At 36.8% G+C, this 24,238-nt stretch carries 22 protein-coding genes; all 22 read left to right on the top strand.

What is annotated here, in order from left to right; all coding sequences use genetic code 11:
* The first annotated feature begins 2 nt into the window (after positions 1 to 2).
* The 22 genes from hflX (at position 3) to EHV10_RS03645 (ending at position 24,234) form a co-directional block, all read left to right on the top strand.
* Positions 3 to 1,250 carry a GTPase HflX gene (gene hflX / locus EHV10_RS03750; protein ID WP_128673464.1) on the top strand — a complete coding sequence of 416 codons (1,248 nt, stop codon included), beginning with the start codon at positions 3 to 5 and terminating at the stop codon, positions 1,248 to 1,250.
* Positions 1,251 to 1,335: 85 nt separating this feature from the next.
* The gene (locus EHV10_RS03745) at positions 1,336 to 2,031 is read left to right on the top strand and encodes a lecithin retinol acyltransferase family protein (protein ID WP_128673463.1); all 696 of its coding nucleotides are present in this window, start codon (positions 1,336 to 1,338) and stop codon (positions 2,029 to 2,031) included.
* 255 nt (positions 2,032 to 2,286) lie between these two features.
* Positions 2,287 to 2,940, top strand: coding sequence for a TetR/AcrR family transcriptional regulator (locus tag EHV10_RS03740; protein ID WP_128673462.1), 654 nt, complete (start codon positions 2,287 to 2,289; stop codon positions 2,938 to 2,940).
* Between the two features lie 17 nt (positions 2,941 to 2,957).
* Complete coding sequence (locus tag EHV10_RS03735; protein WP_128673461.1) at positions 2,958 to 3,662, top strand: ABC transporter ATP-binding protein; 705 nt, start codon at positions 2,958 to 2,960, stop codon at positions 3,660 to 3,662.
* On the top strand, positions 3,662 to 6,007 hold the full coding sequence (locus EHV10_RS03730) for an ABC transporter permease (RefSeq protein WP_128673460.1): 2,346 nt from the start codon (positions 3,662 to 3,664) through the stop codon (positions 6,005 to 6,007). The genes EHV10_RS03735 and EHV10_RS03730 overlap by 1 nt, the downstream gene beginning before the upstream one ends.
* 2 nt (positions 6,008 to 6,009) lie before the next feature.
* A complete protein-coding gene (locus EHV10_RS03725; RefSeq protein WP_128673459.1) occupies positions 6,010 to 7,353 on the top strand; it encodes an efflux RND transporter periplasmic adaptor subunit in 1,344 nt (447 codons plus the stop codon).
* A 253-nt stretch (positions 7,354 to 7,606) separates the two neighbouring features.
* Complete coding sequence (locus EHV10_RS03720; protein WP_128673458.1) at positions 7,607 to 8,251, top strand: IMPACT family protein; 645 nt, start codon at positions 7,607 to 7,609, stop codon at positions 8,249 to 8,251.
* A 29-nt stretch (positions 8,252 to 8,280) separates the two neighbouring features.
* Positions 8,281 to 9,177 (top strand): magnesium transporter CorA family protein, encoded by an 897-nt coding sequence (locus EHV10_RS03715; protein WP_128673457.1) that lies wholly within the window; start codon positions 8,281 to 8,283, stop codon positions 9,175 to 9,177.
* A 92-nt stretch (positions 9,178 to 9,269) separates the two neighbouring features.
* Complete coding sequence (locus EHV10_RS03710) at positions 9,270 to 10,385, top strand: carbohydrate kinase family protein (protein ID WP_128673456.1); 1,116 nt, start codon at positions 9,270 to 9,272, stop codon at positions 10,383 to 10,385.
* Between the two features lie 4 nt (positions 10,386 to 10,389).
* Positions 10,390 to 11,229, top strand: coding sequence for a class II fructose-bisphosphate aldolase (locus EHV10_RS03705; RefSeq protein ID WP_128673455.1), 840 nt, complete (start codon positions 10,390 to 10,392; stop codon positions 11,227 to 11,229).
* Between the two features lie 105 nt (positions 11,230 to 11,334).
* Positions 11,335 to 12,345, top strand: a complete 1,011-nt coding sequence (locus EHV10_RS03700; protein ID WP_128673454.1) for a sugar ABC transporter substrate-binding protein — start codon at positions 11,335 to 11,337, stop codon at positions 12,343 to 12,345.
* A 93-nt stretch (positions 12,346 to 12,438) separates the two neighbouring features.
* Positions 12,439 to 13,923: a sugar ABC transporter ATP-binding protein gene (locus tag EHV10_RS03695; RefSeq protein WP_128673453.1), complete on the top strand. Its 1,485-nt coding sequence runs from the start codon at positions 12,439 to 12,441 to the stop codon at positions 13,921 to 13,923.
* 12 nt (positions 13,924 to 13,935) lie between these two features.
* Positions 13,936 to 14,907, top strand: coding sequence for an ABC transporter permease (locus EHV10_RS03690; RefSeq protein ID WP_128673452.1), 972 nt, complete (start codon positions 13,936 to 13,938; stop codon positions 14,905 to 14,907).
* The gene (locus tag EHV10_RS03685) at positions 14,907 to 15,869 is read left to right on the top strand and encodes a sugar ABC transporter substrate-binding protein (RefSeq protein ID WP_128673451.1); all 963 of its coding nucleotides are present in this window, start codon (positions 14,907 to 14,909) and stop codon (positions 15,867 to 15,869) included. Before EHV10_RS03690 ends, EHV10_RS03685 begins: the two co-directional genes overlap by 1 nt.
* 1 nt (position 15,870) lies before the next feature.
* Positions 15,871 to 17,202, top strand: a complete 1,332-nt coding sequence (locus EHV10_RS03680) for a sensor histidine kinase (RefSeq protein ID WP_128673450.1) — start codon at positions 15,871 to 15,873, stop codon at positions 17,200 to 17,202.
* Positions 17,195 to 17,848, top strand: a complete 654-nt coding sequence (locus EHV10_RS03675) for a response regulator transcription factor (RefSeq protein WP_128673449.1) — start codon at positions 17,195 to 17,197, stop codon at positions 17,846 to 17,848. The genes EHV10_RS03680 and EHV10_RS03675 overlap by 8 nt, the downstream gene beginning before the upstream one ends.
* The gene (locus EHV10_RS03670) at positions 17,845 to 19,152 is read left to right on the top strand and encodes an ABC transporter substrate-binding protein (protein WP_128673448.1); all 1,308 of its coding nucleotides are present in this window, start codon (positions 17,845 to 17,847) and stop codon (positions 19,150 to 19,152) included. The genes EHV10_RS03675 and EHV10_RS03670 overlap by 4 nt, the downstream gene beginning before the upstream one ends.
* Positions 19,149 to 19,835, top strand: a complete 687-nt coding sequence (locus tag EHV10_RS03665) for a D-lyxose/D-mannose family sugar isomerase (protein ID WP_128673447.1) — start codon at positions 19,149 to 19,151, stop codon at positions 19,833 to 19,835. The genes EHV10_RS03670 and EHV10_RS03665 overlap by 4 nt, the downstream gene beginning before the upstream one ends.
* 163 nt (positions 19,836 to 19,998) lie before the next feature.
* Entirely contained in the window at positions 19,999 to 21,000 is a 1,002-nt protein-coding gene (locus EHV10_RS03660; protein ID WP_128673446.1) for a LacI family DNA-binding transcriptional regulator, read from the top strand.
* 23 nt (positions 21,001 to 21,023) lie between these two features.
* On the top strand, positions 21,024 to 22,415 hold the full coding sequence (locus EHV10_RS03655; RefSeq protein WP_128673445.1) for an ABC transporter substrate-binding protein: 1,392 nt from the start codon (positions 21,024 to 21,026) through the stop codon (positions 22,413 to 22,415).
* A gap of 68 nt (positions 22,416 to 22,483) precedes the next feature.
* Positions 22,484 to 23,383, top strand: a complete 900-nt coding sequence (locus EHV10_RS03650; RefSeq protein WP_128673444.1) for a carbohydrate ABC transporter permease — start codon at positions 22,484 to 22,486, stop codon at positions 23,381 to 23,383.
* 11 nt (positions 23,384 to 23,394) lie between these two features.
* A complete protein-coding gene (locus tag EHV10_RS03645) occupies positions 23,395 to 24,234 on the top strand; it encodes a carbohydrate ABC transporter permease (protein WP_128673443.1) in 840 nt (279 codons plus the stop codon).
* Positions 24,235 to 24,238 lie beyond the last annotated feature (4 nt).

Genomic DNA, 24,238 nt, shown 5'->3' with positions numbered 1-24,238 from the left:
ATATGAGTACATATGAAACAAAAGAAATAGAGGAAAAGGTGGTTTTGCTGGGAGTTGATGTGGGTGACGATACAAAGGAATCCATGAAAGAGCTGGCAGAGCTTGTGGATACTGCAGGTGCAACAGTGCTTGACAGTATTATACAGTCAAGAGAAAGGATACATCCGGGTTCCTATATAGGAAAGGGCAAGATAGAGGAAGTCAAAGACAGAGTTATAGAGCTTGGAGCTACAGGAGTGGTATGCGATGATGAGCTCACACCTGCGCAGCTTAGAAATCTTGAGGATCTTTTGGACACCAAGGTAATGGACAGAACAATGGTAATCCTGGATATATTTGCAAAAAGAGCAACAACAAGTGAGGGAAAGATTCAGGTTGAGTTGGCACAGTTAAAATTTTCTTCTGCAAGGCTGGTAGGACTTAGAAGCAGTCTTTCAAGACTTGGTGGAGGTATCGGTACCAGAGGTCCGGGAGAGAAAAAACTTGAGATGGATAGAAGACTTATCCATGAGAGAATTTCACAGTTGAAAGCGGAGCTTAAAAAGGTTGAAAATCACAGAGAGTTGATAAGAAAATCCAGAGATGAAAATCTTGCCTTTAATGTGGCAATAGTGGGATATACCAATGCCGGAAAATCCACTTTGCTTAATAAGCTTACAGATGCAAATATTTTGGCGGAGGACAAGCTCTTTGCAACTCTTGATCCTACAACAAGAAAGTTAAAACTTGGAAGCGGCCAGGAAATACTGGTAACAGATACTGTAGGTTTTATAAGAAAACTTCCGCATCATCTTATAGAAGCTTTTAAATCCACTCTGGAAGAGGCAAAGTATGCAAATCTTCTGATACATATGGTGGATGCTTCAAATGAAGAGGCATCATCACAGATGTTGGTGGTATACGATACACTCAGAAGCCTTGATGTAGTGGATAAGGATATAATCACAGTATTTAATAAGACCGATCTTATGGAAGAAAATATGGAACTTCCAAGAGATTTCCATGCGGACAAAATCCTTAAAATGTCGGCAAAGACCGGAGAGGGTATAGAGGATTTAAAAAAGACTGTTGAAGATATTTTGCAAAAGCAAAGAGTTTATCTTGAGCATGTATTCCCATATAAGGATGCCGGCAAAATAGCAATTGTTAGAAAATTCGGTGAAATCCTCAGTGAAGAATATATTGACGAAGGAATCAGTATAAAGGCATATATTCCGGCTGAAATATTCGGAAAAGTAATTTCCACTTGAAAAATTCACACAGGTAATATATATTAGTAATACCTAACTTAGCAAAGCCTAACTGGGTAAATATTATATATTACTTGGAGTGGATATGTTATTAGCACTTTTGATTGCCGGAAAAATGTTGATGGGAACCGGTGGTGACAGACCGAACAGAGAAGAGAAAATTTGCGGTAAGCAACATTTTTGGAGAGATAAAAAAGAAGAAATGGGCTATAGATTGCAGTACAGTCTTCTTGACGGACATGCAAGGATTCTTGATAAAAATAATATAAGAAAAGCTACCGGTACAATGAGTGCTATGGAAGAGAAATTTGAAAGGTTGGTTTCAGGCAGTTTCCTAAAGCCCGGAGATGTGATAGGAGTGTCCAGAGCATTATACGATCACTACGGTATTTATATAGGAGACGGTAAGGTCATTCATTATGCGGACAAAACCAAGGATTTCGGCAGAAATGTCAGCATATATGAGACTGATTTAAAGGAATTTACCGAAGGATCACAGGATTATTTTGTACTTCATTTTCCAAAGGCGGGAGGTCCGCCAAGAAAAATTAGGAGCAGTACAAACTTTGATAAAAATCCGAGAGAACAGACCGGAGTATTTGATTTTTTATTTAAAGCAAAGTATAAGTTGTTTTCACCTGAAGAGACTATAGAAAGGGCAAAGTCAAGGCTTGGGGAGAAATCCTATAATTTTGCTAAAAATAATTGTGAACATTTTGCACTCTGGTGTAAAACGGGGATATCATTTTCCAGACAGGTGGATATGGTATTATCAATATAATATTAAGTTTTGCCGGAGAACCTGACGGCATCCGGATAAAAGGCTTTTGGATATTTTCCAAAAGCTTTTTTATGTACCGGTAAATAAACTGTCGCTACTATTTTCTGATTTTACAGTATTATATCTTGAAAAAAATATAATAATATTATAATATACATACATACGGTTGGTATGTATATTTTAAGTTTCATACTAAATATATTCGACAGAGTAAGGAGAGATAAATAATTTTTAATAACATATATCGGAGGAAATATGTCAAGGAATAAATACCCTGAAAAAACAGTGGAGAGAATATTGCAGACATCTTATTACCTTTTTACCACAAGGGGCTATGATAATGTGTCCATACAAAATATTGTGGATGAGCTGGGTGATATAACAAAGGGAGCTATATATCATCATTTTAAATCAAAGGATGAGATCCTAAGTGCAATCTTTGATAAATTATGTGAAGAGTACAGCTTTACGAATATGATAAAAAATCATACAGGATTAAATGCATTGGAAAAAATCAGGGCAAGTTTTAAGGAAGCCGCCAATGATGAGAATGTCAGGAGAATGAATATGGAAACCATCCCTCTGATTCATAATCCGCATTTTTTTACTCAACTGGTTGAAACTGTTTTAAAAAATATTTCACCTCAGATAGAAGAACTTATAAAGGAGGGGAATAAGGACGGCTCTATGAAAGTCGATCCCAAATACACCAAGGAGGCTGCGGAGGTATTCGGTCTGCTTTCAAAGGTCTGGCTTCTGCCTACACTGATAGATAACAGCATGGAGGGGGCATTTAGAAAAATAGATATGCTCAAAGTGATTCTTGATGCCATAGGTATTCCGCTGTTGGATGAGGAAATGACGGAAGTTTCAAAACAATATGTAAGAAGGTTTTATATTGACGAATAAAGATATGAGGTAGAACTATGGAAGAACTTATAATTGCAAGAAATGTACATAAAGAATTTCTTCTTGGGGAAGTAAAGGTAAATGCACTTGATGATGTAAGCTTTGAGGTATATAAAGGGGAACTTGTGGTTATTTTGGGACCTTCAGGCTCAGGAAAGTCCACGCTTTTAAATATCCTTGGAGGAATCGAAACCGTAAGTTCAGGGAGTATAAGCTACAACGGAATTGATTTAAGCAGTATGACAGAAAGAGAACTTACCTCCTTTAGGCGAGCAAATATAGGCTTCATTTTTCAGTTTTATAATCTGATGCCGAACTTAAATGCTCTTGAAAATGTGGAACTGGCGGCGGAACTCTCACCAAATCCGCTTGATCCGAGGGAACTTCTTACTCAGGTCGGATTATGGGATAGAAGAGATCATTATCCGGGAAAAATGAGCGGAGGCCAGCAGCAAAGAGTGGCGATTGCAAGAGCGATCTGTAAAAATCCGGACCTTTTGCTTTGTGATGAGCCTACAGGTGCTCTTGATATATCCACAGGAGTACAGATACTTAAAATACTCCTTGAGTTTAATAAAAAATATAATAAAACCATTATGATAATAACCCATAATGAAAATGTGGCAAAGATTGCGAACAGAGTCTTTTATCTTAAGGACGGTAATATCAGAAAAATAGTGACAAATGAGCATCCCATAAGTCCGGATGAGGTGGTGTGGTAATGAAATATTTTGCAAAAAATTTATTCAGGTCCGCAAAAAGGAATTTGGGAACATATATAGGTGCCGCTCTTATAATGGCTCTTGGAGTTTTTATATTTGTTTCAATGAATGATACATTTATAAATCTTAAAGGTCAGGTATACAGCTATTATAAAGAAAACAATATGGCTGATATTTTTGCAAATGTTATTTCCATGCCTAAGGAAAGCTTAAAGGAATTTGAAGATTATCCGGGAATAAAGAGAGCTTGTGGTATTTTGAGTGCGGATCTAAGAATTGCCGGAGAGGGTATCGGTGATATAGCAAATCTGCATGTACTCTCCTATGATGAAGAAGCTTATTTAAACAGGCCTCTTTTAAAGCCTGACAGTCCTCCAAACAGTGAGCAGATATTTATAGGCTCAAAGATGATGAAAGCCAGAAAATTAAAAAAAGGCGACACTATAAGTCTTATACATAATGGGGAGAGCTATGATTTTATAATAGCAGGAATTGCATCCGCACCCAATTATATATATGCCATACCTCCAAGCGGTGCGGTAATATCTGACGGAAGAGATTATGATATTGCAATTGTAAATTCGGATAAGCTTGAAAAGATACTGGGAAGAGAGAATATAGTAAATGAAATAAGTTTTGAATTGGAAAGCGGTTATTCCTATGAGGAAGTCAGATACAGTTTAAGGGAGCATCTATCAGAGTACGGATTGCAGGGATTTTCAAACAAGGAAAAACAAAGCAGCTACAATATGGTAGATGGTGAGATTACAGAACTTACAGGTACAGGTACCATATTGCCGATTGTATTTATGTCAATGTCGGTATTTATGCTCTATACGGTGCTGAAAAAAATGATTGATAATGACAGAAGCCTGATTGGAACAATGAAGGCGATGGGGCTTAGAAACAGTGAGCTTTTAGGCGCATATCTGGTACAGGCGATTATGATAAGTTTTATGGGTGCTTTTATCGGCTGCATACTTGCAAGACCTTTCGGAATGTATATGTTTAATCAGTATGCGGAGTTTTTTTCATTGCCGTCGCCAAGCTATATCGATCCGCTTTCCACAAAGCTTAAAGGATTTTTAATAGCTGCTACCTCAAGCATTGCAGCTGTGATTTTGGGAGTGGGCGGTATAACAAAAATACAGGCTGCGGAGGCTATGAGGGCAGCCGCACCGAGTGTCGGAAATAATTTTTCACCGAGTATAATAAGGCATTTTAATGTTATGCATAAAATGGGTATACGCTCCATTTTAAGAAGTCCGTTCAGAACATTTTTTATTGCCTTTGCGATTGCCTTTCCATTTGCACTTTCATGTGCCTTGCTGGCATCAGAAAACGCGGTCAATAAGATGTTTGTAGGATATTTTGAAGATATTGCAAAGTATGATGTAAAAATAACTACGGAAAATTATGCCTCTTTTAACAGGATGTTTAATTCACTTGACGGTATAGAAGGAGTGGGTGAGAGAGAGATTATTTGTGAGATACCTGTAACATTGAAATCTCAAAATCATACAAAGCCTACATTACTCACAGGCATAGGCAGAGGATCAAAGCTTTATAGGATATCTGATGTGGATGATGTATTTTATGAACCTCCAAGGGAGGGAATCATTTTAAATTCAAGGATTGCAAAGGATTTGAATGTAAAGAAAGGTGACAGTATTGAAATAAGTACGGGATATGCCCCGAGACAAAAGACCGTACTGCCGGTAAGTAAGGTGATTTTTGAAGCCTTTGGAAGCGGTTGCTATGTAGATATCCAAAACATAAATAAATATCTTTCATTACAAAGCTTTTCAAATACATTGCTTTTTAACACACAAAGAGGAATGGAAGATAATATCAAAAAAAAGCTTACAGAAAACAGTGCAGAGATCACCTCATTTTCAAGTAAGAGAGATACTTTGAGGATTTATCAGGATAGAATGAAAAGCTCCAAATTTATGCTCAGAATGTTTATATATCTGGCATTATTTTCAGGTGTGGTACTTATATACAATATTTCTTTGATAAGTATAAGGGAGAGAAAAAAGGAATTTGCCACTATGAAGATTATGGGGGTGTTGGATAAGGAACTTAAACAGATGATTTTTATGGAACAGCTGGTATATCTTATCTGCGGACTTATTTTAAGTATTCCGCTTTTAAAATTATTCAAATGGTTGCTTGAGAGTTTGCTGGTCTCAGAATCCTTTACTCTGAAATTAAATATAGGGATGTCGATGTATATATCCTCACTTATATTTTGTATATTGATGCTATATATATCAGGAATGGCTATACTTAAAACAATTGATAAAATAAATCCGAATGACAGTTTAAAAGAAAGAGGTTAACTATGAAAAAAAATAGTTTAGCACAGCTTTTTGAAGTAAGAAAAAAATATATACTGATTTCTATTATTATTTTAGTGATTATATCAGTCTTTATTATAAATAATCTTAATAAGGCTATAGATGTGGAGGTCTATACTGTAAAGCAAGAAGAGGTAAATGATACATATAAGGAAAATGCGGTTATAAGTCTTGGAAAGGAGTACCATATTCTTTCAAAGGTGAACGGAAGTATTGAAGAGGTTTTGGTAAATGAAAACTCACCGGTAAAAAAGGGAGATGTGCTTATAAAAATATCAAGCAGAGATCTTGAATATCAAAAGCAGTTAAGACAGAGCAGCTTGGATTCATATATAGCCAAAAAGGAAGAAAGTGATATAGGTAAGCTTATGGCAACATCTCCTATGGAGTATATAAGCGGATTAAAATCAAGCCTTGATACTGCAAAAGCCGCCTATGAAGCGGCACAGACCGATTACTCGGCAAAACAGGCACTTTTTGAAGCACAGAGTGTATCATTGATTGAGCTTGAAACATCCAGAGCAAATTTTGAAAATGCAAAATCCAATTATGAAACTGCATCAAAAAGGCTTGATGAAAGCAATAAATATCTGCAATCACTAAAGGCGGAAGGTCTAAGCGAAAAGGATATCAGTGAGAAGTTTTATGAAAGTACAAAAAAGCAGATTGAGGCGGCGATAGAGTCGGAAAAAACAGCCATAGCACAGCTGGAACATCAAATAGAAGATTGTGAAGTAAAAGCGGAATATGACGGAATTATCTCTAAGATACCGGCAAAGGATATATCAATGGCTGTAGCAGGTCAGGAACTTGCGGTAATTGATACAAATAATAATGAGTACAGACTGGAGTGCAGTGTTTTAACGGATGTTATACCCTATATAAAAACAGGGGATGAAATGAAGGCTGAGTTTAACCTTAGAGGAGTAAAGAAAAGCTTTGACGGAAAGATAAGTGAAATATATGATTTTGCTACTGAAGAGAAGTCACCTCTTGGGTTAAAGGAGTATAGGGTAAAGCTTGTAGCAGTTTTAGATAATGCAGGGGATGATATTTTAAAAAACGGATACGGAGTGGATGCGATATTTACACTTTATAAAAATGATAATGCGATTGCCGTACCGATAGGTGCTGTTTTTGCTGAGGATGAGTTGGACTATGTATTTAAAATAGAGAATAAAACTGCAAAGAAAACCCCTGTAAGTATAGTTTATAAATCATCAACACAGGCAGTTATAAGCGAAGGTCTGAAAGAAGATGACAAAGTAATCATAAATGCGGATGAAGAAAAGCTTAATGACGGCAGTAAGGTCAGAGAAAAGAAGTAAAAGCATAGTTATTTTATGATAAGTATTTAATATTTTTAATCGGTTACAATTGTGACCGGTTAATTTTTTTGAAAATAGGATTATTGTTACAGATCAGGTAAGACACAATTTGATTCTTTAAGAAATTTCAGAATTGTATCCTGTATTTGATTTTTTGAGATTTTATTATATTATAAAAGAGAAAATACCTTGTTCAAAAATATGAGGTGAATAGAATGATATATGATTATATTAAAAAACAGGGGAGAAATCTATGAAAATCATTCTGGAAAGCAAAGAAGCGGAGATTGTTGAGAAGAAATCAAGATTTATAGCCAATATAGCGGCGGTGGGTTCTGAGGAAGAGGCTTTGGAATTTATAGATAAGATAAAGAAAAAATACTATGATGCAAGGCATAATTGCTATGCCTATATTATAGGAGAGGATGGAAATAAGAAAAAATGCTCTGATGACGGAGAACCGCAAAGAAGCGCAGGAATGCCCATGATGGAGGTATTGGAAAATCAGGGATATTTTGATATAGTTGCAGTGGTAACAAGATATTTTGGCGGAACTTTGCTTGGAGTGGGCGGACTTATCCGTGCTTATCAGGGAGCAGTGATAGAAGGGCTTAATAAAAGTAAAAGTGGAGAGATTAGAAGCGGTTTCAGAGCAAAGTACAGATTCGGATATGATTTTTACGGAAAAATAAAATATATTGCAGAGAGCGAAAATATAGTTATAGAGGATACCGTATTTGACGAGATGGTAAATATAAGCTTTATATTTGAAGACAGTAGGTATGAGAGATTACAAAAAAAGCTGGTGGAAGAGACCAATGCAAATATAGAACAATTATTTTTGGAAAAAATAAAGTATATCACGGTTGAAGATAAATGGTATAAAGAATATAGATAGAAACAGCTAAGAGCTTTGAGGATAATTAAATGCAGATGTATCTGGGAGAAGAGGGAAAAAAGTATTATTGGAGAGTCGTAGATGTCAGTAATATTACCGATGTGCAGACTTTAGAAACAAAATTTGATTTGACGGAGGAAATGGCAAAGTATGTTCTTGACTCAAATGAAAGAGCAAGAGTGGAATATGACGGAAAAAATCTGCTTGTGGTAATACATGTGCCGGCATTTACACAAAGCAACGGACATTATGAGACAAGGTCAATAAAGTTTTTTGTAAATTCAGAGAGCATATTTATGTTCGTTACCTATGATACGAACTATATCGTGCCAAAGATAGAAAAGTATATACAGGCTGAGGAGGCGAACAGTCCGATGATGCTTCTTTTCTTGAGTCTTTTTGTTATAGCGGATTCATTTTTACCGATACTTGATAAGTTGAATGAAGAGAGATTACATCTTAACAGAAGACTTAGAATGAACACAAATAATCAGGGAATTTGGGATCTCTCAGACCTTGAGGTCGGTCTTATATACCTCGGTGCGGCAACAAGACAGAATGTTGTTGCAATAAGGCAGATGAGGATAACCTCGGCAATTAAAAAATGTAATGAAGCAGAAAAAGAAGAGCTGGAAGATGCATACATAGAGGCCAAGCAGGCAAGTGAAATGGCTGATATGTCGGCAAGTATAGTGGAACAGATGAGCGGTATGTACAATAACCTGATAAATATAAAGTTGAATGAAACAATGCGTATTATGACCATATGGTCACTTCTTATGACAATACCTACAGTTATATCGGGATTTTTCGGTATGAATGTTGATTTGCCTCTGGCAAAAGTGCAAGGCGGATGGATAATTATAAGTGTAATTACCGCAGTTTTGTTATGGGCGATGTGGAAATTTATATGGAATAAACTTTAATAAAGATAATAGTTATATCAGTCAAAAAGAATGACTAATGTAACTATTATTTTTTTGCGAATTTTAGTAAATTATTTTTGAAAGGGGGCAATATGGACAGAAAAATAATAGTTGCAGGCCATATATCCTATGATATTACACCTCAAATATATGATACAAAATGGAAAAGCTTCGGCAAGCTTTTAAAACCCGGAAAACTTATAAATGTGGGCAGGGCAACAGTGGCAAATGGCGGAGCTGTAAATAATACAGGTATGGCATTGCATAAATTCGGTGCAAATGTCGATCTTATTGCCAAGGTCGGAGATGATGAGTTCGGTCGTCAGATAATAGAAAAATGTGAAGAAAAGGGCGCAAAGACAAATTTTATAAAGGCTGTGGGTGAGGACACTTCGTACACCATAGTATTATCACCACCGGGATTTGACAGAAGCTTCTTACATTTCCCCGGAACAAACGATACCTTTAAATTTTCGGATTTAAATATGGAAGATATAAAGAGCGGATATCTATTCCATTTCGGTTATCCTACATTAATGGCCGGATTTTATAAAAACAATGCTAAAGACCTTATAGAAATGTATAAGAGCATAAAGGAAGCCGGACTGATAACAAGTCTTGATGTGGCAGCCATAGACCCTGAGGGTGATGCCGGAAAACTTGACTGGAAAGAAATTCTAAAGCAGGTACTTCCGTTTGTGGATGTATTTGAGCCGAGTATTGAAGAACTTTTATGTATGATGGATAAAGAAGCATATGAAGATCTTTTGGAAAGAGCGGGAGAAGAAGATATTTGCATGTGCTTAAGCCTTGAAAATGATGTGTTGCCGCTTGCAAAAGAAGTAATGAAATTTGGAGTTTCAATACTGCTTATAAAATGCGGTGCGGCAGGTATGTATCTTTGTACAGCGGATGATGTTTCAAAAAAGCTCGGACTTGGCAGAGAATGGGACAGCTTTAAATGTTTTCAAAAGAGCTTTAAACCTGACAGGATAAAATCGGCAATAGGAGCAGGGGATACTGCTATTGCGGCATTTATTTACGGAATAGTAAATGACTACTTACCAAAATCCGCTATGGAGATAGCGGCAGGTACAGGTGCGATGTGTATTACGGAATATGATACATATAGCGGCTTAATTGATATAAAGGAACTTGAAGAAAAGATAAAAAACAACTGGGAAACTCATGATTTTATAAAGGAGTAAGATTATGTTAATAACACTAAAGAATATTTTGGATATAGCAGAGAGTAAAAATATGGCAGTGGCTGCATTTAATGCAACCTCACTGGAGGGGATAATGGCTGTAATAGAAGCCGCAGAGGAGGAAAATGCACCTGTAATATTACAGTTTGCCAATGCCGCACATGGAAAATATGTGCCGCTTGAAAAGATTGGAAAAATAATGGTAATGCTTGCCGATGAGGCAAAGGTGCCTGTATGTGTACATATGGATCATGGCAATAATTTTTTTGAGATAAAGACTGCACTGGATCTTGGATTTACAGGAATAATGTATGACGGATCCGCATTGCCTTTTAAAGAAAATGTGGCAAATACAAGATATGCGGCGGCTCTTGCAGACGAATACGGCGCAAGTATAGAGGCTGAGCTTGGTGCTATGGGAGCCGAGGGTGTAGAGGATAATATTATGGGAGCATATACGGATCCAGAGCTTGCAAAAATCTTTGTAGAGGAAACAGGCATTGATGCGCTGGCGGCTTCATTCGGAACTGTTCACGGAATATACAAGAGTGAACCCAAGCTTGACTTTGAAAGAATAGAAAATATCAGAGAACTGACAGGAGTTCCGGTTGTAATGCATGGAGGATCCGGCATAAGTGATGAAGACTTCAGAAGATGTATTGATCGTGGAGTAAGAAAGATAAACTTCTATACATATGCGGCAAAATTTGCAGGAGATGCGATAAGAAAAATGGCTGAGGAGACAAGCGGAAATCTGTATTCACATGATGTATTTGTGACTGCAAGAGAGAGCATGAAGCAGACTTATGGGGATGCTATAAGAGTATTTAAGAACGAAAAATAGAATATGACAATTGTCATATGATACCCGTTACAAAAAACAATTATGTGAAAAAACTTTTATTGATATTATTAGCATATCAACCGAAAGGTAATATGAGGAGGTCTTATGAGAAGAAAATTAATGGCAGGTGCATTGGCATTTGTAATGGCAGGTAGCTTGGTAGCTTGTGGAGGCGGAGAAAAAAAGGCCGCATCGGAGGGAGAAAGCAAAGAAGCTGCTACAACAGCACAGAGTGGTGAAAGCAAAAGCGGTGAGAAGAAGCATTATAAGTTCGGATACACATGTATGGACGGAACAAACCCGTTCTTCGTTACCATTCAGGATAAAATCAAGGAATTGGTAGAGGCAAACGGTGACGAACTTATAGTAACAGATCCGGGAAATGATGTTACAAAGCAGATATCACAAGTTGAAGATATGCTTTCACAGAATCTTGACGGATTGTTTATGAATCCGGTTGATGCACAGGGTATCATACCTGCACTCGATCTTGCAAAGGATGCAGGAGTTCCTATGGTGGGATTTGATACTGAAGTAGGAGATATGTCATATCTTGTATCATACACAGGATCAGATAACTACAATGCGGGAAAAGTAGTTGGAGAGGACCTTGTTAAGAAGGCACCTAACGGGGGAAAGATTATAGTTCTTGACTCACCTACTATGCAGTCTGTTGTAGACAGAACAAACGGTTTTATGGATGCTATAAAAGATCATGGATTTGAAGTTGTAGCACAGCAGGATGCAAAGGGAAACCTTCAGGTAGCAATGGGTATTGCAGAGGACCTTTTACAGTCAAATCCTGATGTAGTAGCAATTTTCGGTGGAAACGATCCTACAGCTTTAGGAGCTTTGGCGGCTGCAAATGCGGCAGGCATCAAGAATTGTATGATTTACGGTGTTGACGGTTCACCTGACATCAAGTCAGAGCTTGCATCAGGTAATTCTTTAATAGAGGGTACCGGTGCTCAGTCTCCTGTTTCTATCGCAGAGAAGGCAGTTAAGATTATGTATGATTATGTAGAAGGAAAGCAGGTTGAAGAGAGATACCCTGTAGAAACATTCCTTATCACAGCAGACAATGTAGCACAGTACGGAACAGACGGCTGGCAGTAAGCTTTAGCGGTATTTAGCGAAACTATTATTAAATAACACAATTTAAGGCATCCCAAGGGATGCCTTATTTAGAAAATAAGAGCAGGTGAAACAGTGGCAGACAATATTTTATTGAAAATGAAAAATATATCTAAGAGCTTTCCGGGAGTTAAGGCATTAGATAAAGTAAACCTCGAATTAAAGTCCGGGGAAGTGCATGCACTGTTGGGTGAAAATGGTGCCGGCAAATCAACTCTTATAAAAGTGCTTGGTGGAATATACAGTCTTGATGAGGGAGAGATAGAGATCGAAGGCAAGAAAGTATCGATAGAGTCGGTTCATGATGCCTCAAAAAACAATATTGCGATAATACATCAGGAACTTGTTTTGGTGCCATATATGACAGTGGCGGAAAATATATATTTGGGTAGAGAATCCGGGAAAGGATTTACTGTAAATATTTCAAAAATGGAAAAAGATGCTCAAAAGATACTTGACGATTTGGGCATGGATATAGATGCAAGAGAACTTGTTATGAATCTTCCTATAGCGAAGCAGCAGATGGTGGAAATAACAAAGGCGGTATCGGTAAATGCAAAGATACTGGTTATGGATGAGCCTACCTCTTCCATAAGTGACAGAGAGGTTGAAAATCTCTTTAACATCATGAGAGATCTTACAAAGAAGGGTGTCGGAATTATCTACATATCACATAAGATGAGCGAGCTTGAAGAAATATGTGACAGAGTAACGGTAATGAGAGACGGCGAGTATGTAGGAACAAAGGTTGTAAAGGAGACCAACAAGGACGAACTTATAGCCATGATGGTTGGAAGAACTTTGACAAACTACTATGTAAGGGATTTTATGCCGTCTAAGGAAGTTATACTTAAAGTAGAGAATTTAAAAGATGGCGATAGGGTAAAAAATGTCAGCTTTGAGTTAAAGAAAGGCGAGATAATAGGTTTTGCAGGGCTTGTAGGAGCCGGCAGAAGCGAGGCTATGCAGGCAATATTCGGACTGTCAAAGGATGTTTCCGGAGATATATACATTGAGGGAAAAAAGGTAAATATAAAAAATCCGACAGATGCGATAAAAAACGGTCTTGCACTTGTGCCTGAGAGCAGAAAAGAGCAGGGACTTTATTTACTACAGGATATAAAATACAATACCACTATTGAAGTACTTGATGAGTTTATAAAAAATCTGAATGTAAACTCAAAAAAAGAGTCTGAGATAACCCAAAAATATATAGACATGATGGCGACCAAGACACCTTCACAGGAGCAGGTGATCGGTAATCTCTCAGGTGGAAATCAGCAAAAGGTAATGATAGGAAGGTGGCTGGCTACAAATCCTAAAATCCTTATTTTGGATGAGCCTACAAGAGGAATAGATGTAGGAGCAAAATCAGAGATATATAAAATAATGAATGAACTGGTAAAAAGTGGAGTTTCAATCATTATGATATCCTCGGAACTGCCGGAAATAATTAATATGAGCGACAGAGTATATGTTATGGCGGCAGGAACAATAAGAGGCTGTATAGATCATGAAGAAATATCACAAGAGAGTATTATGGCATTGGCAGCTATATGATGGAGGTAGAAAGTGAAAAAAGCGAATAATTTAAAGGCGTTAAATTTTTTCAAAGAGAATATGGGAATCATAATCGCATTGCTGGTGCTGGCAATATTCCTTACGGTATTTCCTGCTACAAGCAGTTCATTCCCTACAGCAAAGAATGTCTTCAATGTACTTAGACAGATATCCACAAATATGCTTCTTGCATGTGGAATGACTATGGTAATCATACTTGGTGGTATTGACTTGTCGGTAGGTTCCGTAATAGCACTTTCAGGTGTATTTGCAGCAGGATGTGTATCCAGATACGGCATGAATATTTACCTTGCCATGATTATCGGAGTAATCATAGGAATTGTAATAGGTGCATTTAACGGTATTGTTATTTCAAGAACAACAATACCGCCATTTATCGTGACTCTGGCAACAATGAATATTGCAAGAGGTCTTGCAGGTGTTTATACAGGAGGTTCACCGGTAAGAGTTGTATCCAAAGAATGGCAGTGGCTTGGTGCCGGATACATCGGTATTTTCCCTGTACCTGTTATTATAATGATCATTATATTTATAATATCGGTTCTTATAATGAACAGAACAAAAATCGGTAGATATATATACGCAGTCGGTGGAAACACACTTGCGGCAAAGTTTTCAGGTATAAGTGTTTCAAAAGTAAAATTCATGGTGTATACTTATTCAGGACTTATGGCAGGCCTTGCAGGAGTTATCTTGGCTTCACGTATGTATTCCGGACAGCCTACAGCAGGTGACGGTGCCGAGATGGATGCCATAGCTGCGGTAGTAGTCGGCGGAACATCAATGTCAGGTGGATACGGAAAGCTTGGTGGTACATTGGTAGGTGCCCTTATCATAGGAATTTTAAGTAACGGACTTAACCTTATGAATGTAAACTCTTTCTGGCAAACTGTTGTAAAGGGTGTTGTAATATTACTTGCAGTATTTATCGACTATATTAGAAATTTAAAAAAGAGTAAATAATGAAAAAAATTGACAAAAACAGGCTAAGGGCATTTTATATGCTCTTAGCATATGTTTTTTTATTGTGTTTATCGGTAGTTTTGCTTAAATTAAAAATTGAAGACAAGAAAATTGTTTTCGGATCGACATTTATGACAATGAACAATCCTTACTTTAATGTGCTAAATGAGAATATAAGAGACACTATTGAAGCAAACGGTGATATACTTATAACAAGAGATCCGGCACAAAGCCAGGAAAGACAGAATGCTCAAATTATAGATATGTTAAATGAAGGAATTGATTTTCTGTTTGTAAATGCCGTGGACAAGAGCGGTATAGAAAGTGCATTGCTTGAATGTCAGAAAAGAGGAGTTCCGGTAATATTGATTGATACTGATGTTGACAACAGAATCGGTGTAATAAGCGCAATACAATCGGATAATTACGAAGCCGGAGTACTCCTGGCACAGGATTTGATAAGAAAAAAGCCTGAAGGTGCAAAGATACTTATCGTTGAAAACCTTATAGCTTCATCCATGGTACAAAGAAGACAGGGATTTATGGATACCATAGCAAACAACCCCGAATATGAAATAGTGGATGAAATAGACGGAGTAAGCGAGATAGAGACGGTAAATCAGGCAATCAGCCAATATCTGGGAAAAAGCGATAAGGAGTTTGATGTTATATTCGGACTGAATGATCCTACAGCGATAGGAGCTATTGCCGCACTCAGAGAAAAGAGCGAGAAAAAATTTCTGATTTACGGAGTTGACGGATCTCCGGATGCAAAAGAACTGATAAGACAGGGACTTTTTACCGCTACGGTTGCACAGCACCCTATATACATGGGGAAGGAAGCCGCAAAAGTGGCATATGACTATCTGGAGGGTAAGGAAATAGAATCGGATATACATATAAATGTTGACTTGATAAATGCAGGTAATTTAACCAGATTTGATATATCGAAGTGGCAATAAAATGAAAAGTATAGGAAATTTAAAAATAAATACAGTGCTGGAGACAATGCTGGTAATATCTCTCGCCGCCATTATTTTGATTTCAGGTTTTATATGGATAGTTACACAAAGTGTTGTAAGTATACATGAGGCTAAACTGTTTTTATCAAATGCGGTAAACGTGCCCGGCAATACTCTGCATATATTTATATTTACAGTTATATCATCAATATGCTTTATACTGACATTTTGTATAAGAAACAGCAATATTACAAATGATACAAGGATTATATTTGCGACCTTTGCTTTGGAATTTGTATTGGGACTTATATGCATTATACTGTTAAACTTTAATTATAACGGAATATTGCTTTGGACTTTTGCAAATGCACTTATATATATGAAAAGAAATAAGTACATGCCGATAGTGGTTGTTATAGCAATGATAAGCTATCTTTTAACAACTCATGAGCTGGTAAAACTCTTTATAAATGTTTTTGATATTTCATCTTACATAGAGGTATGCAGTCAGAGTATACAGACATTAATATACTTTATCTACAATGCACTAAATCTTATGACTGTTGTATGTTTTATATTATGCTGTATTATTATAATAGTAAGCAAGGAAGAGATAATAGAAAAAAATTTAGAGTTGAATAAAAGACTTGAGATAGCAAATACAGATTTACAAAGGACAAATGAAGAACTTGAGAAGTCTTTGATGGACAATGCAAGACTTGCCGAAATCAGAGAGAGAAACCGTATTGCCAGAGAAATTCACGATACTTTAGGTCATACTCTTACAGGTCTTGCGGCCGGTATAGATGCCTGTATAGCATTGGCGGGAGATGACAAACCGGCTCTAAGAAATCAGCTGGATCTACTTTCAAAGGTAAGCAGAAACGGTATAAAAGATATCAGAATGAGTGTCAGCTCATTAAGACCGGATGCACCTGAAAGACTGAATTTAAAAAATGCTATAGAAGAGCTTGTAGAGAATACAAAAAGGGTTGCCGGTGTAAATATAAACCTTGACTGTGATACTATTAATTTAAAGTTTGATGAAGACGAAGAGATGGCAATATACAGGATAGTACAGGAAAGTCTTACAAATGCCATAAGACATGGAAAAGCAAAAAATATAGATGTATCCATTAAGAAAAACTATGGAAGTATCAATCTTTTGATATGTGATGACGGAATAGGTTGTGAAAAAATAGAGGCGGGATTCGGACTCAGACATATCAGAGAAAGAGTAAATATGTTAAAAGGACAGGTGAATTTTGGCAGTGACGAGGGCTTTAAAGTGGAAGCTATGATACCGATAAGATGGGGAGAGGAATATGATTAAAGTTTTAATTGCAGATGATCAGGAACTGATAAGAGAAAGCTTAAAGATAATCCTTGACAGTAAACCTGATATAGAGGTAACGGATGCCGTGTCCGACGGACTTGAGGTAATAAGGAGTGTCAGGGAAAATAAACCCGACATAATACTTCTGGATATAAGAATGCCCAGACTTGACGGAGTGTCCTGCACAAAGATTATAAAAGAAGGTTATCCGGATATAAAAATAATTATACTCACCACATTTGATGATGATGAATATGTTTTTAATGCTTTAAAATACGGTGCCAGCGGTTATCTTTTAAAAGGTATAAGTATGGACAGTCTTGTAGAGGCGATAAATACGGTATATCAGGGGCAGGCGATGATAAATCCCGATATCGCTTCAAAGGTCTTAAAGTTTTTCTCAAAACTGGCTGTAAATAATGAAGCCATACATGTAGAATCTGAGAATGTAAAAACTCTTACAAAGAATGAATGGGTCATAATAGAAGAGGTGGCAAAGGGAAAGAGCAATAAAGAAATCGCAAAGGATTTGAGTTTTTCCGAAGGTACGGTAAGAAATTATTTATCAACGATACTTGATAAACTTGAACTTCGTGACAGGACACAGCTTGCTATATGGGCAATAGGCAGAGGTGAACTGTGAGAAAGAATAGAAAAGTTTTTTTGACAGCAATTCTTTTTATAGCGGTAATTGGTATATTTTTTTATATATGCAGACCCAAAGACACGGTAATAGAATTTGCAATGTTTAACGGAAGCAATTGGGATGTTGCGGTGCAGGAAAGCTATTCAGTTATAGACAAAGCAATAGAGAAGTTTGAAAAAGAGCATAAGGGTGTAAAAATAAAATACTCCGGAGGAATACAAAAGGAAGACTATAGCGAGTGGATGTCTGAGAGAATATTGAAAGACAAAATGCCGGACATATTTATGGTACTGGATGAGGATTTTGAAAATTATATAAATCTTGGGCTTATAGAAAATCTGGACAGATATGTCATGGAAGACAGAAGTTTTGATATAAACAAATACTACACTGAGATTGCAAATTCGGGAGTTTTTTCGGGTCATAGATATGCACTACCGTATGAAGCCATGCCTACTCTTATGTTTGTAAACCGTACACTCCTTGAAAAACTGCATGTTGATATACCAAGCAATGACTATACATTTGATGATTTTTACAGAATATGCAGAATGATAACTTTGGACAGAGACTTGGACGGAAGTCCGGATTACTTTGGAATATACAAATATGACTGGATAAATGCGGCACTTTCAAATGATGTCGAAATTTTTTCAAAGGACGGCAAGAAATCATATTTTAATCAAGATAAGTTTGCCGAGTCAATAAGATTTGTAAAGAGCCTGGAATCATTAAACGGAAATAAGAATATAACCAAGGAGCAGTTTGACAGCGGAAAGGTAGCTTTCAGTCAGATGTCACTTGCCGAATATAGGACTTATAAGTCATATCCTTATAAGATAAAAAAATACACCGGCTTTGCATGGGATTGCATACCTATGCCGGCAGGTAATTCGGGTAATAATGTAAGCATGATAGACAGTCTTGATATTGCAATAAGTTCAAGGTCAAATAAGAAGAAGCTGGCATGGGAATTCTTAAAAACACTCACCTATGATACTGAAATACAGCAGACATTGTATAATGAGATGCCTGTAGCATCGGTGCTTAAGGAAGTAATGGAAAGTAAGGAGTCGGAGAATATATTTAAAGAAGATGAAGATATCATAGATTCAAAACTGATATGCCATATACTTGAAAACGGTATTGCAAAACCGAAATTTAGCGGTTATGAAGGAGCGATATCTCTGGTGGATTCAAAAATTTCAAAGCTGAATCTGGGAGATGATATAGAAAATGCGCTTAGAATATTGCAAAGACAAATGAGCAAATATTTGATACAAGAAAGGGGAAAGACATGAAAAGATCACAAATTAACAGCATCATAAGAGAGATGGAGGAGCTTATAAGGGAGAACGGATTCCATCTGCCGCCATTTTGCAACTGGACACCGAAAGATTGGGACAACAAGGGTCATGAATATGATGAAATAAGAGATAATATGCTCGGATGGGATATCACAGACTTCGGACTCGGAGATTTTGATAAGATAGGTTTTGGGCTTATTACACTCAGAAACGGAAACAGAAACAATGAGAAGTATAAAAAAGTATATGCAGAGAAGCTTTTGTTCTTAAGAGACGACATGATGGCACCTATGCACTTCCACTGGTTTAAATCGGAGGATATCATAAACAGAGGTGGAGGTACACTTCTTATAAAAGTATATAATGATGACGGTAAAGGCGGACTTGCCGACTCGGATGTACTTATAAACTCAGACGGAAGATCATACTATGTAAAGGCGGGAAGCCTTGTAAAACTTTTGCCGGGAGAGAGCATCACCATATGGCCGCATCAATATCATGAGTTCCATGTGGAGCCGGGAAGCGGAAGTGTGCTTATAGGTGAAGTTTCCCAATGTAATGATGACAATATAGATAACAGATTCTATGAAGATATAGGCAGATTCCCTGAGATAGAAGAGGATGAAGAGCCTTACAGACTGCTTTGCAATGAGTATCCGGTGGCTAAAAATATATAATATAAAGAAGATCTCGACCAAACAGTCGGGATTTTTCTTTTTTAAATTTATGATAAAAATAATTATATTAATTAACATTATATTGACTATTTTATGGATAAGTAGTATCATAAAAAATACCAAAAACGTTTTTGTAGTTTGAAATTTTGGAGAATATTTTGGCGTGGCATCTATAAAAGAAGTAGCCGTGGCTGCAGGTGTTTCCGTGAGCACAGTATCGCGAGCCCTAAACGGTTATACTGATGTAAGAGAAGATACAAGAAAGAAGATAATGGATATTGCGCAGGAGCTTGGTTACAGGCCAAGCCAAAGTGCAAGAAATCTTTCATCAAAAAGAAAAGAGAATGTCGCTATACTTATCTCCGGTTTAGGAAGTAACAGCCCTGTGGATGAGTTTACGGGTAATGTTTTGAAAGGTCTGAATTCATACATACAAGGTAAGAATATGATTATAGCTATGTATGGTATTTCTTCCGAAATGCAGGCAAATCAGAAATTATCGGAGTTTTGCAGAGAATACAGTCTGTCAGGGGTTATACTTGCAGGATTAAAACTTGGGGATCCTTATATTGAAGAAATAAAACATACAGATATACCATGTGTAGGTATAGATATAAAGCTTGAGGGAAAGATGGGAGCATCCGTACTTACAAATGATATTGAAGCTTTCAGAGAAATTACAAACTATACTATAGAAAAAGGATTTTCACAGCTTGTACTCGTAAAGGGAAAGAACGAGGCTTCGGTTACACATGAGAGATATTCGGGTTTTAAGAAGGCGCTTAAGGATAATGGTATTTCCGATAATTCGGTAGATGTTCTGGATTGTAGATTTGATGAAAATCTGGCTTATAAAAAAGTGAAGGCATATATAGAAAAGCACAAGAAAAACAAAGGGAGAGCTTTTGTATGTATGAGTGATCTGATGGCTGTTGCGGCTGCAAAAGCAATAGAGGATCTGGGTTACAGTGTAAATGTGGATTTTATTGTTACAGGATTTGACGGTATACAGCTTTTAAATTATATTAGGCCGAGAATAGCTACAATAGATCAAAATATAGTAAAAAAAGGCTATGAGGGTATGCGTTTACTTATGAGAATAATAAAGGGTGAAGATAAACCAAGAACAATATATGTGAAGCATAAACTTATAGAAGGTGAATAATTTTTATTTAGGAGGTAAATATAATGAGATTGACAAAACTTTTAAAGTCAGGTCTTGCACTTGGACTTTGTTTTGGACTTGCAGCATGTTCGGGAGGAGGAGCTTCATCAAACACATCAGGTGACTCCTCAAAGGCTGCAGAGTCAGGGAATTCACAGGAGACAAAGGCTGAATCTGACGGAAAGGAAATCGAGCTTAAGATTCCTACATATTTAGCAGGAGAGAATGTAGGTGCTACTTTCTTCTTACCGCAGGTGGAAAGATTTAATGAAAAATATGCAGGTAAATATAAAGTAGTTGTTGAAGAAGTTGTTCAAGATTCATATGCGGAGAAAATCAAGCAGCTTGCAGGACAGAATAAGCTTCCTACCTTGGTACATTCACCGGGTTCGGGCGGTATAGATACACAGTGGTTTAAGCAGGTTATTCTTGACAATGATATGGCATATGATTTGACAGAATTTGCAAAGGAATATCCTGATGTGTCAGCTTCATGGATAGAAGGCTCAAAAGAGTTTTGTACAGTTGACGGAAAGATTATTTGTAATCCGCTTATAGTACTAAGACCTATAGGATTATATTACAATGAGTCTCTTTATAAGCCTGAGAAAGACATAAGAGATATGAGTATGGATGAGTTTATTTCAGGTCTTGGAGACAATAAGTTTGCATTTATGACATCTGAAAATGCATGGACTTCATCACTTATGCTTGCTGCTCTTATTGCAAATGAAGAAGGTGGAGTAGACCTTTTAAATAATAATACAAGTGAGAAGCTTTGGGATTATAATACACCTGTAATGGTAAGTGCCGTAGGCAAGCTACAAAAGCTTTTACAAAACAATGCATCAAGCAATACTGTAGGAGCGGCTTATGCTGATGCCGCAAATGCATTTATGAGCAATAATGCGGCTTTAATTTGTAACGGTTCTTGGATGGCATCAGAGTTTAATGAAGATGCAAAGGATAAGTGGAGTAACGGCTTTGACGGAAAAGATGTAAAGACAACTATATATCCGGGAAATGTTGCACTTGCAAATCCTAAGGCATATGGAGACTTCTGGATATCAAATGCGGCAAGCGATGAGCAAAAAGAAGCCGCAAAGGCATTCCTTGCATTTAGAGGTTCAAAAGAGGAGATTGAGGCCTATATTTTGGCAGAGGGTGGAAATGCGCCTAATATTGAATACAGCGATGATTTCTTAAATAAACTTAAAGAAAACAATATATTATATCAACTTGATCAGAGTATGAACAAGGATACAAAGTTCGTAGCTACTCTTGGAGATATATTACCGGCTTCTGTAGCTGATACAGAGTTTGGAAAACTTCTTCCTAAGTTGATTGATAACTCTTTGACACCGGAACAATTCTGTGCCGAGCTGACAAAGAAAGCACAAGAAGCTAAGCAATAAATATTTGTATGGGGCTGTCGTTTTATTTATTACGGCAGTCCCATATTTTAAAATAAAGGAGGACTTTGATGAGTTCAAAGAGGAAAATAGCGCCAAGCAAACTTGAACGTAAAAATTATAAATGGATATATTTATTTTTACTTCCCTCTTTCATTGTGTTTGTAACATTTTATATACAGCCGATATTTACGGTTTTTTACACTTCATTTACAAAATGGGACGGATTTAATAAGCCGAAATTTATCGGTTTTACAAACTATATAAATATGTTCGGCAATACAGCATTCAGATATTCTTTGAAAAACTTATTGCTATGGTCAATTATAGCGGCGGTGTTTCATGTGGGTTTTGGAGTATTAGTGGCTTTTGCCATCTTTAAAAAGCCATACGGATGGAAATTTACCAGAGCTGTTTTTATGATACCGAATGTAATAAGTGCGGCCGCATGGGCTATGATCTACAGATTTATGTTTCATGACGACATGGGTATGATAAATAATCTTATAAGAAAGTTCAACCCGGATTTTCATATACAGTGGTTTTACCAGTCGCCATTTGCCTTTATAGCTGTAACTCTGACATGGCTTTTTTATGCGGTAATTGTAACCTTGATAGTATTAAATGATTTGTTTGCAATACCGAGCGATTTGTTTGAAGCGGCAAGAGTTGACGGTGCTTCCGACTTTCAGCTTATAAAATATATACAGCTTCCACTTTGTAGAAATGCGATAGGAACATCCATTATAGCTTCAATTACTGCAAGAGTGGCAATGTATGAGCAGATAGCACTTACTACGGCAGGCGGACCGGGAGATGATACAATGAATTTACCGGTAATACTGGTAAAATCTATAATGGATTTAAAGTACGGTTATGCAAATGCAAATGGCGTGATAATGTTTATTCTGGGACTTTTCATACTCTGGCTTATAAACAAATTATTCAAAATGAATGAAAGTGTATATTAAGGAGGGCTTTTATGAATTTTAAAAATAGCGGAAAAATTTTATCAAAAGTATTCACTTATATTTTACTTTTATTCACAGTGATAATTTCTATTTTTCCGATTATATGGGTGGTTATGTCGGCATTTAAAGATAATGCCATGATTTTATCGGATCCTTTTTCACTACCGAAACAGATAAGTTTTGAACCTTTTGTGTATATCTTTTCAAAATATGATTTTGCGAGATACTTTGTAAACTCATTTTTGATATCTGTAAGTTCAACTTTAGTAGCGCTTATAATTTTTGCTATGGGAAGCTATGTACTGGCAAAGTATGATTTTCCGGGAAAAAATTTGGTTTTCATACTGTATACGGTTACTTTACTTGTGCCTGCGCAATCAAAGGCGCAACCGATCTTTTCCCTTATCATGAAGCTTGGACTTTATGACAATATATGGGGAGTAGCGCTGGTATATATTTCCATGGGACTTGCAATATCAACTTTTATATTAAAACCTGCATTTATGGCTGTTCCCAAATCTTTGGATGAAGCCGCAGTAATAGAAGGTGCAAACTTTTTTACGGTATTCTGGAAGATTAATTTACCGCTTGCAAAGGGTGGACTTGCAACAGCAGGGATTTTAATGTTTTTAGGAAACTGGAATGAATACTTCTATGCTTCCATACTTACATCATCAGACGCTACAAGGACTTTACCGCTGGCACTGCAGTTTTTTACTGAGGCATTTTCATATAACTATCCAAGGCTTTTTGCGGCTTTAACAGTAGTTATACTTCCGGGAATAGTACTGTATATTTTGGCACAAGAGCAGGTGCAGGCGTCTGTAGCAAGTTCAGGAATAAAGGGTTAGAGAG

It is taken from the genome of Lachnoanaerobaculum gingivalis (genome assembly GCF_003862475.1).
GTDB lineage: Bacteria > Bacillota > Clostridia > Lachnospirales > Lachnospiraceae > Lachnoanaerobaculum > Lachnoanaerobaculum gingivalis.
The sequence above is the reverse complement of the archived record's forward strand: the minus strand, read 5'-3'. Positions and strand labels throughout refer to the sequence as shown.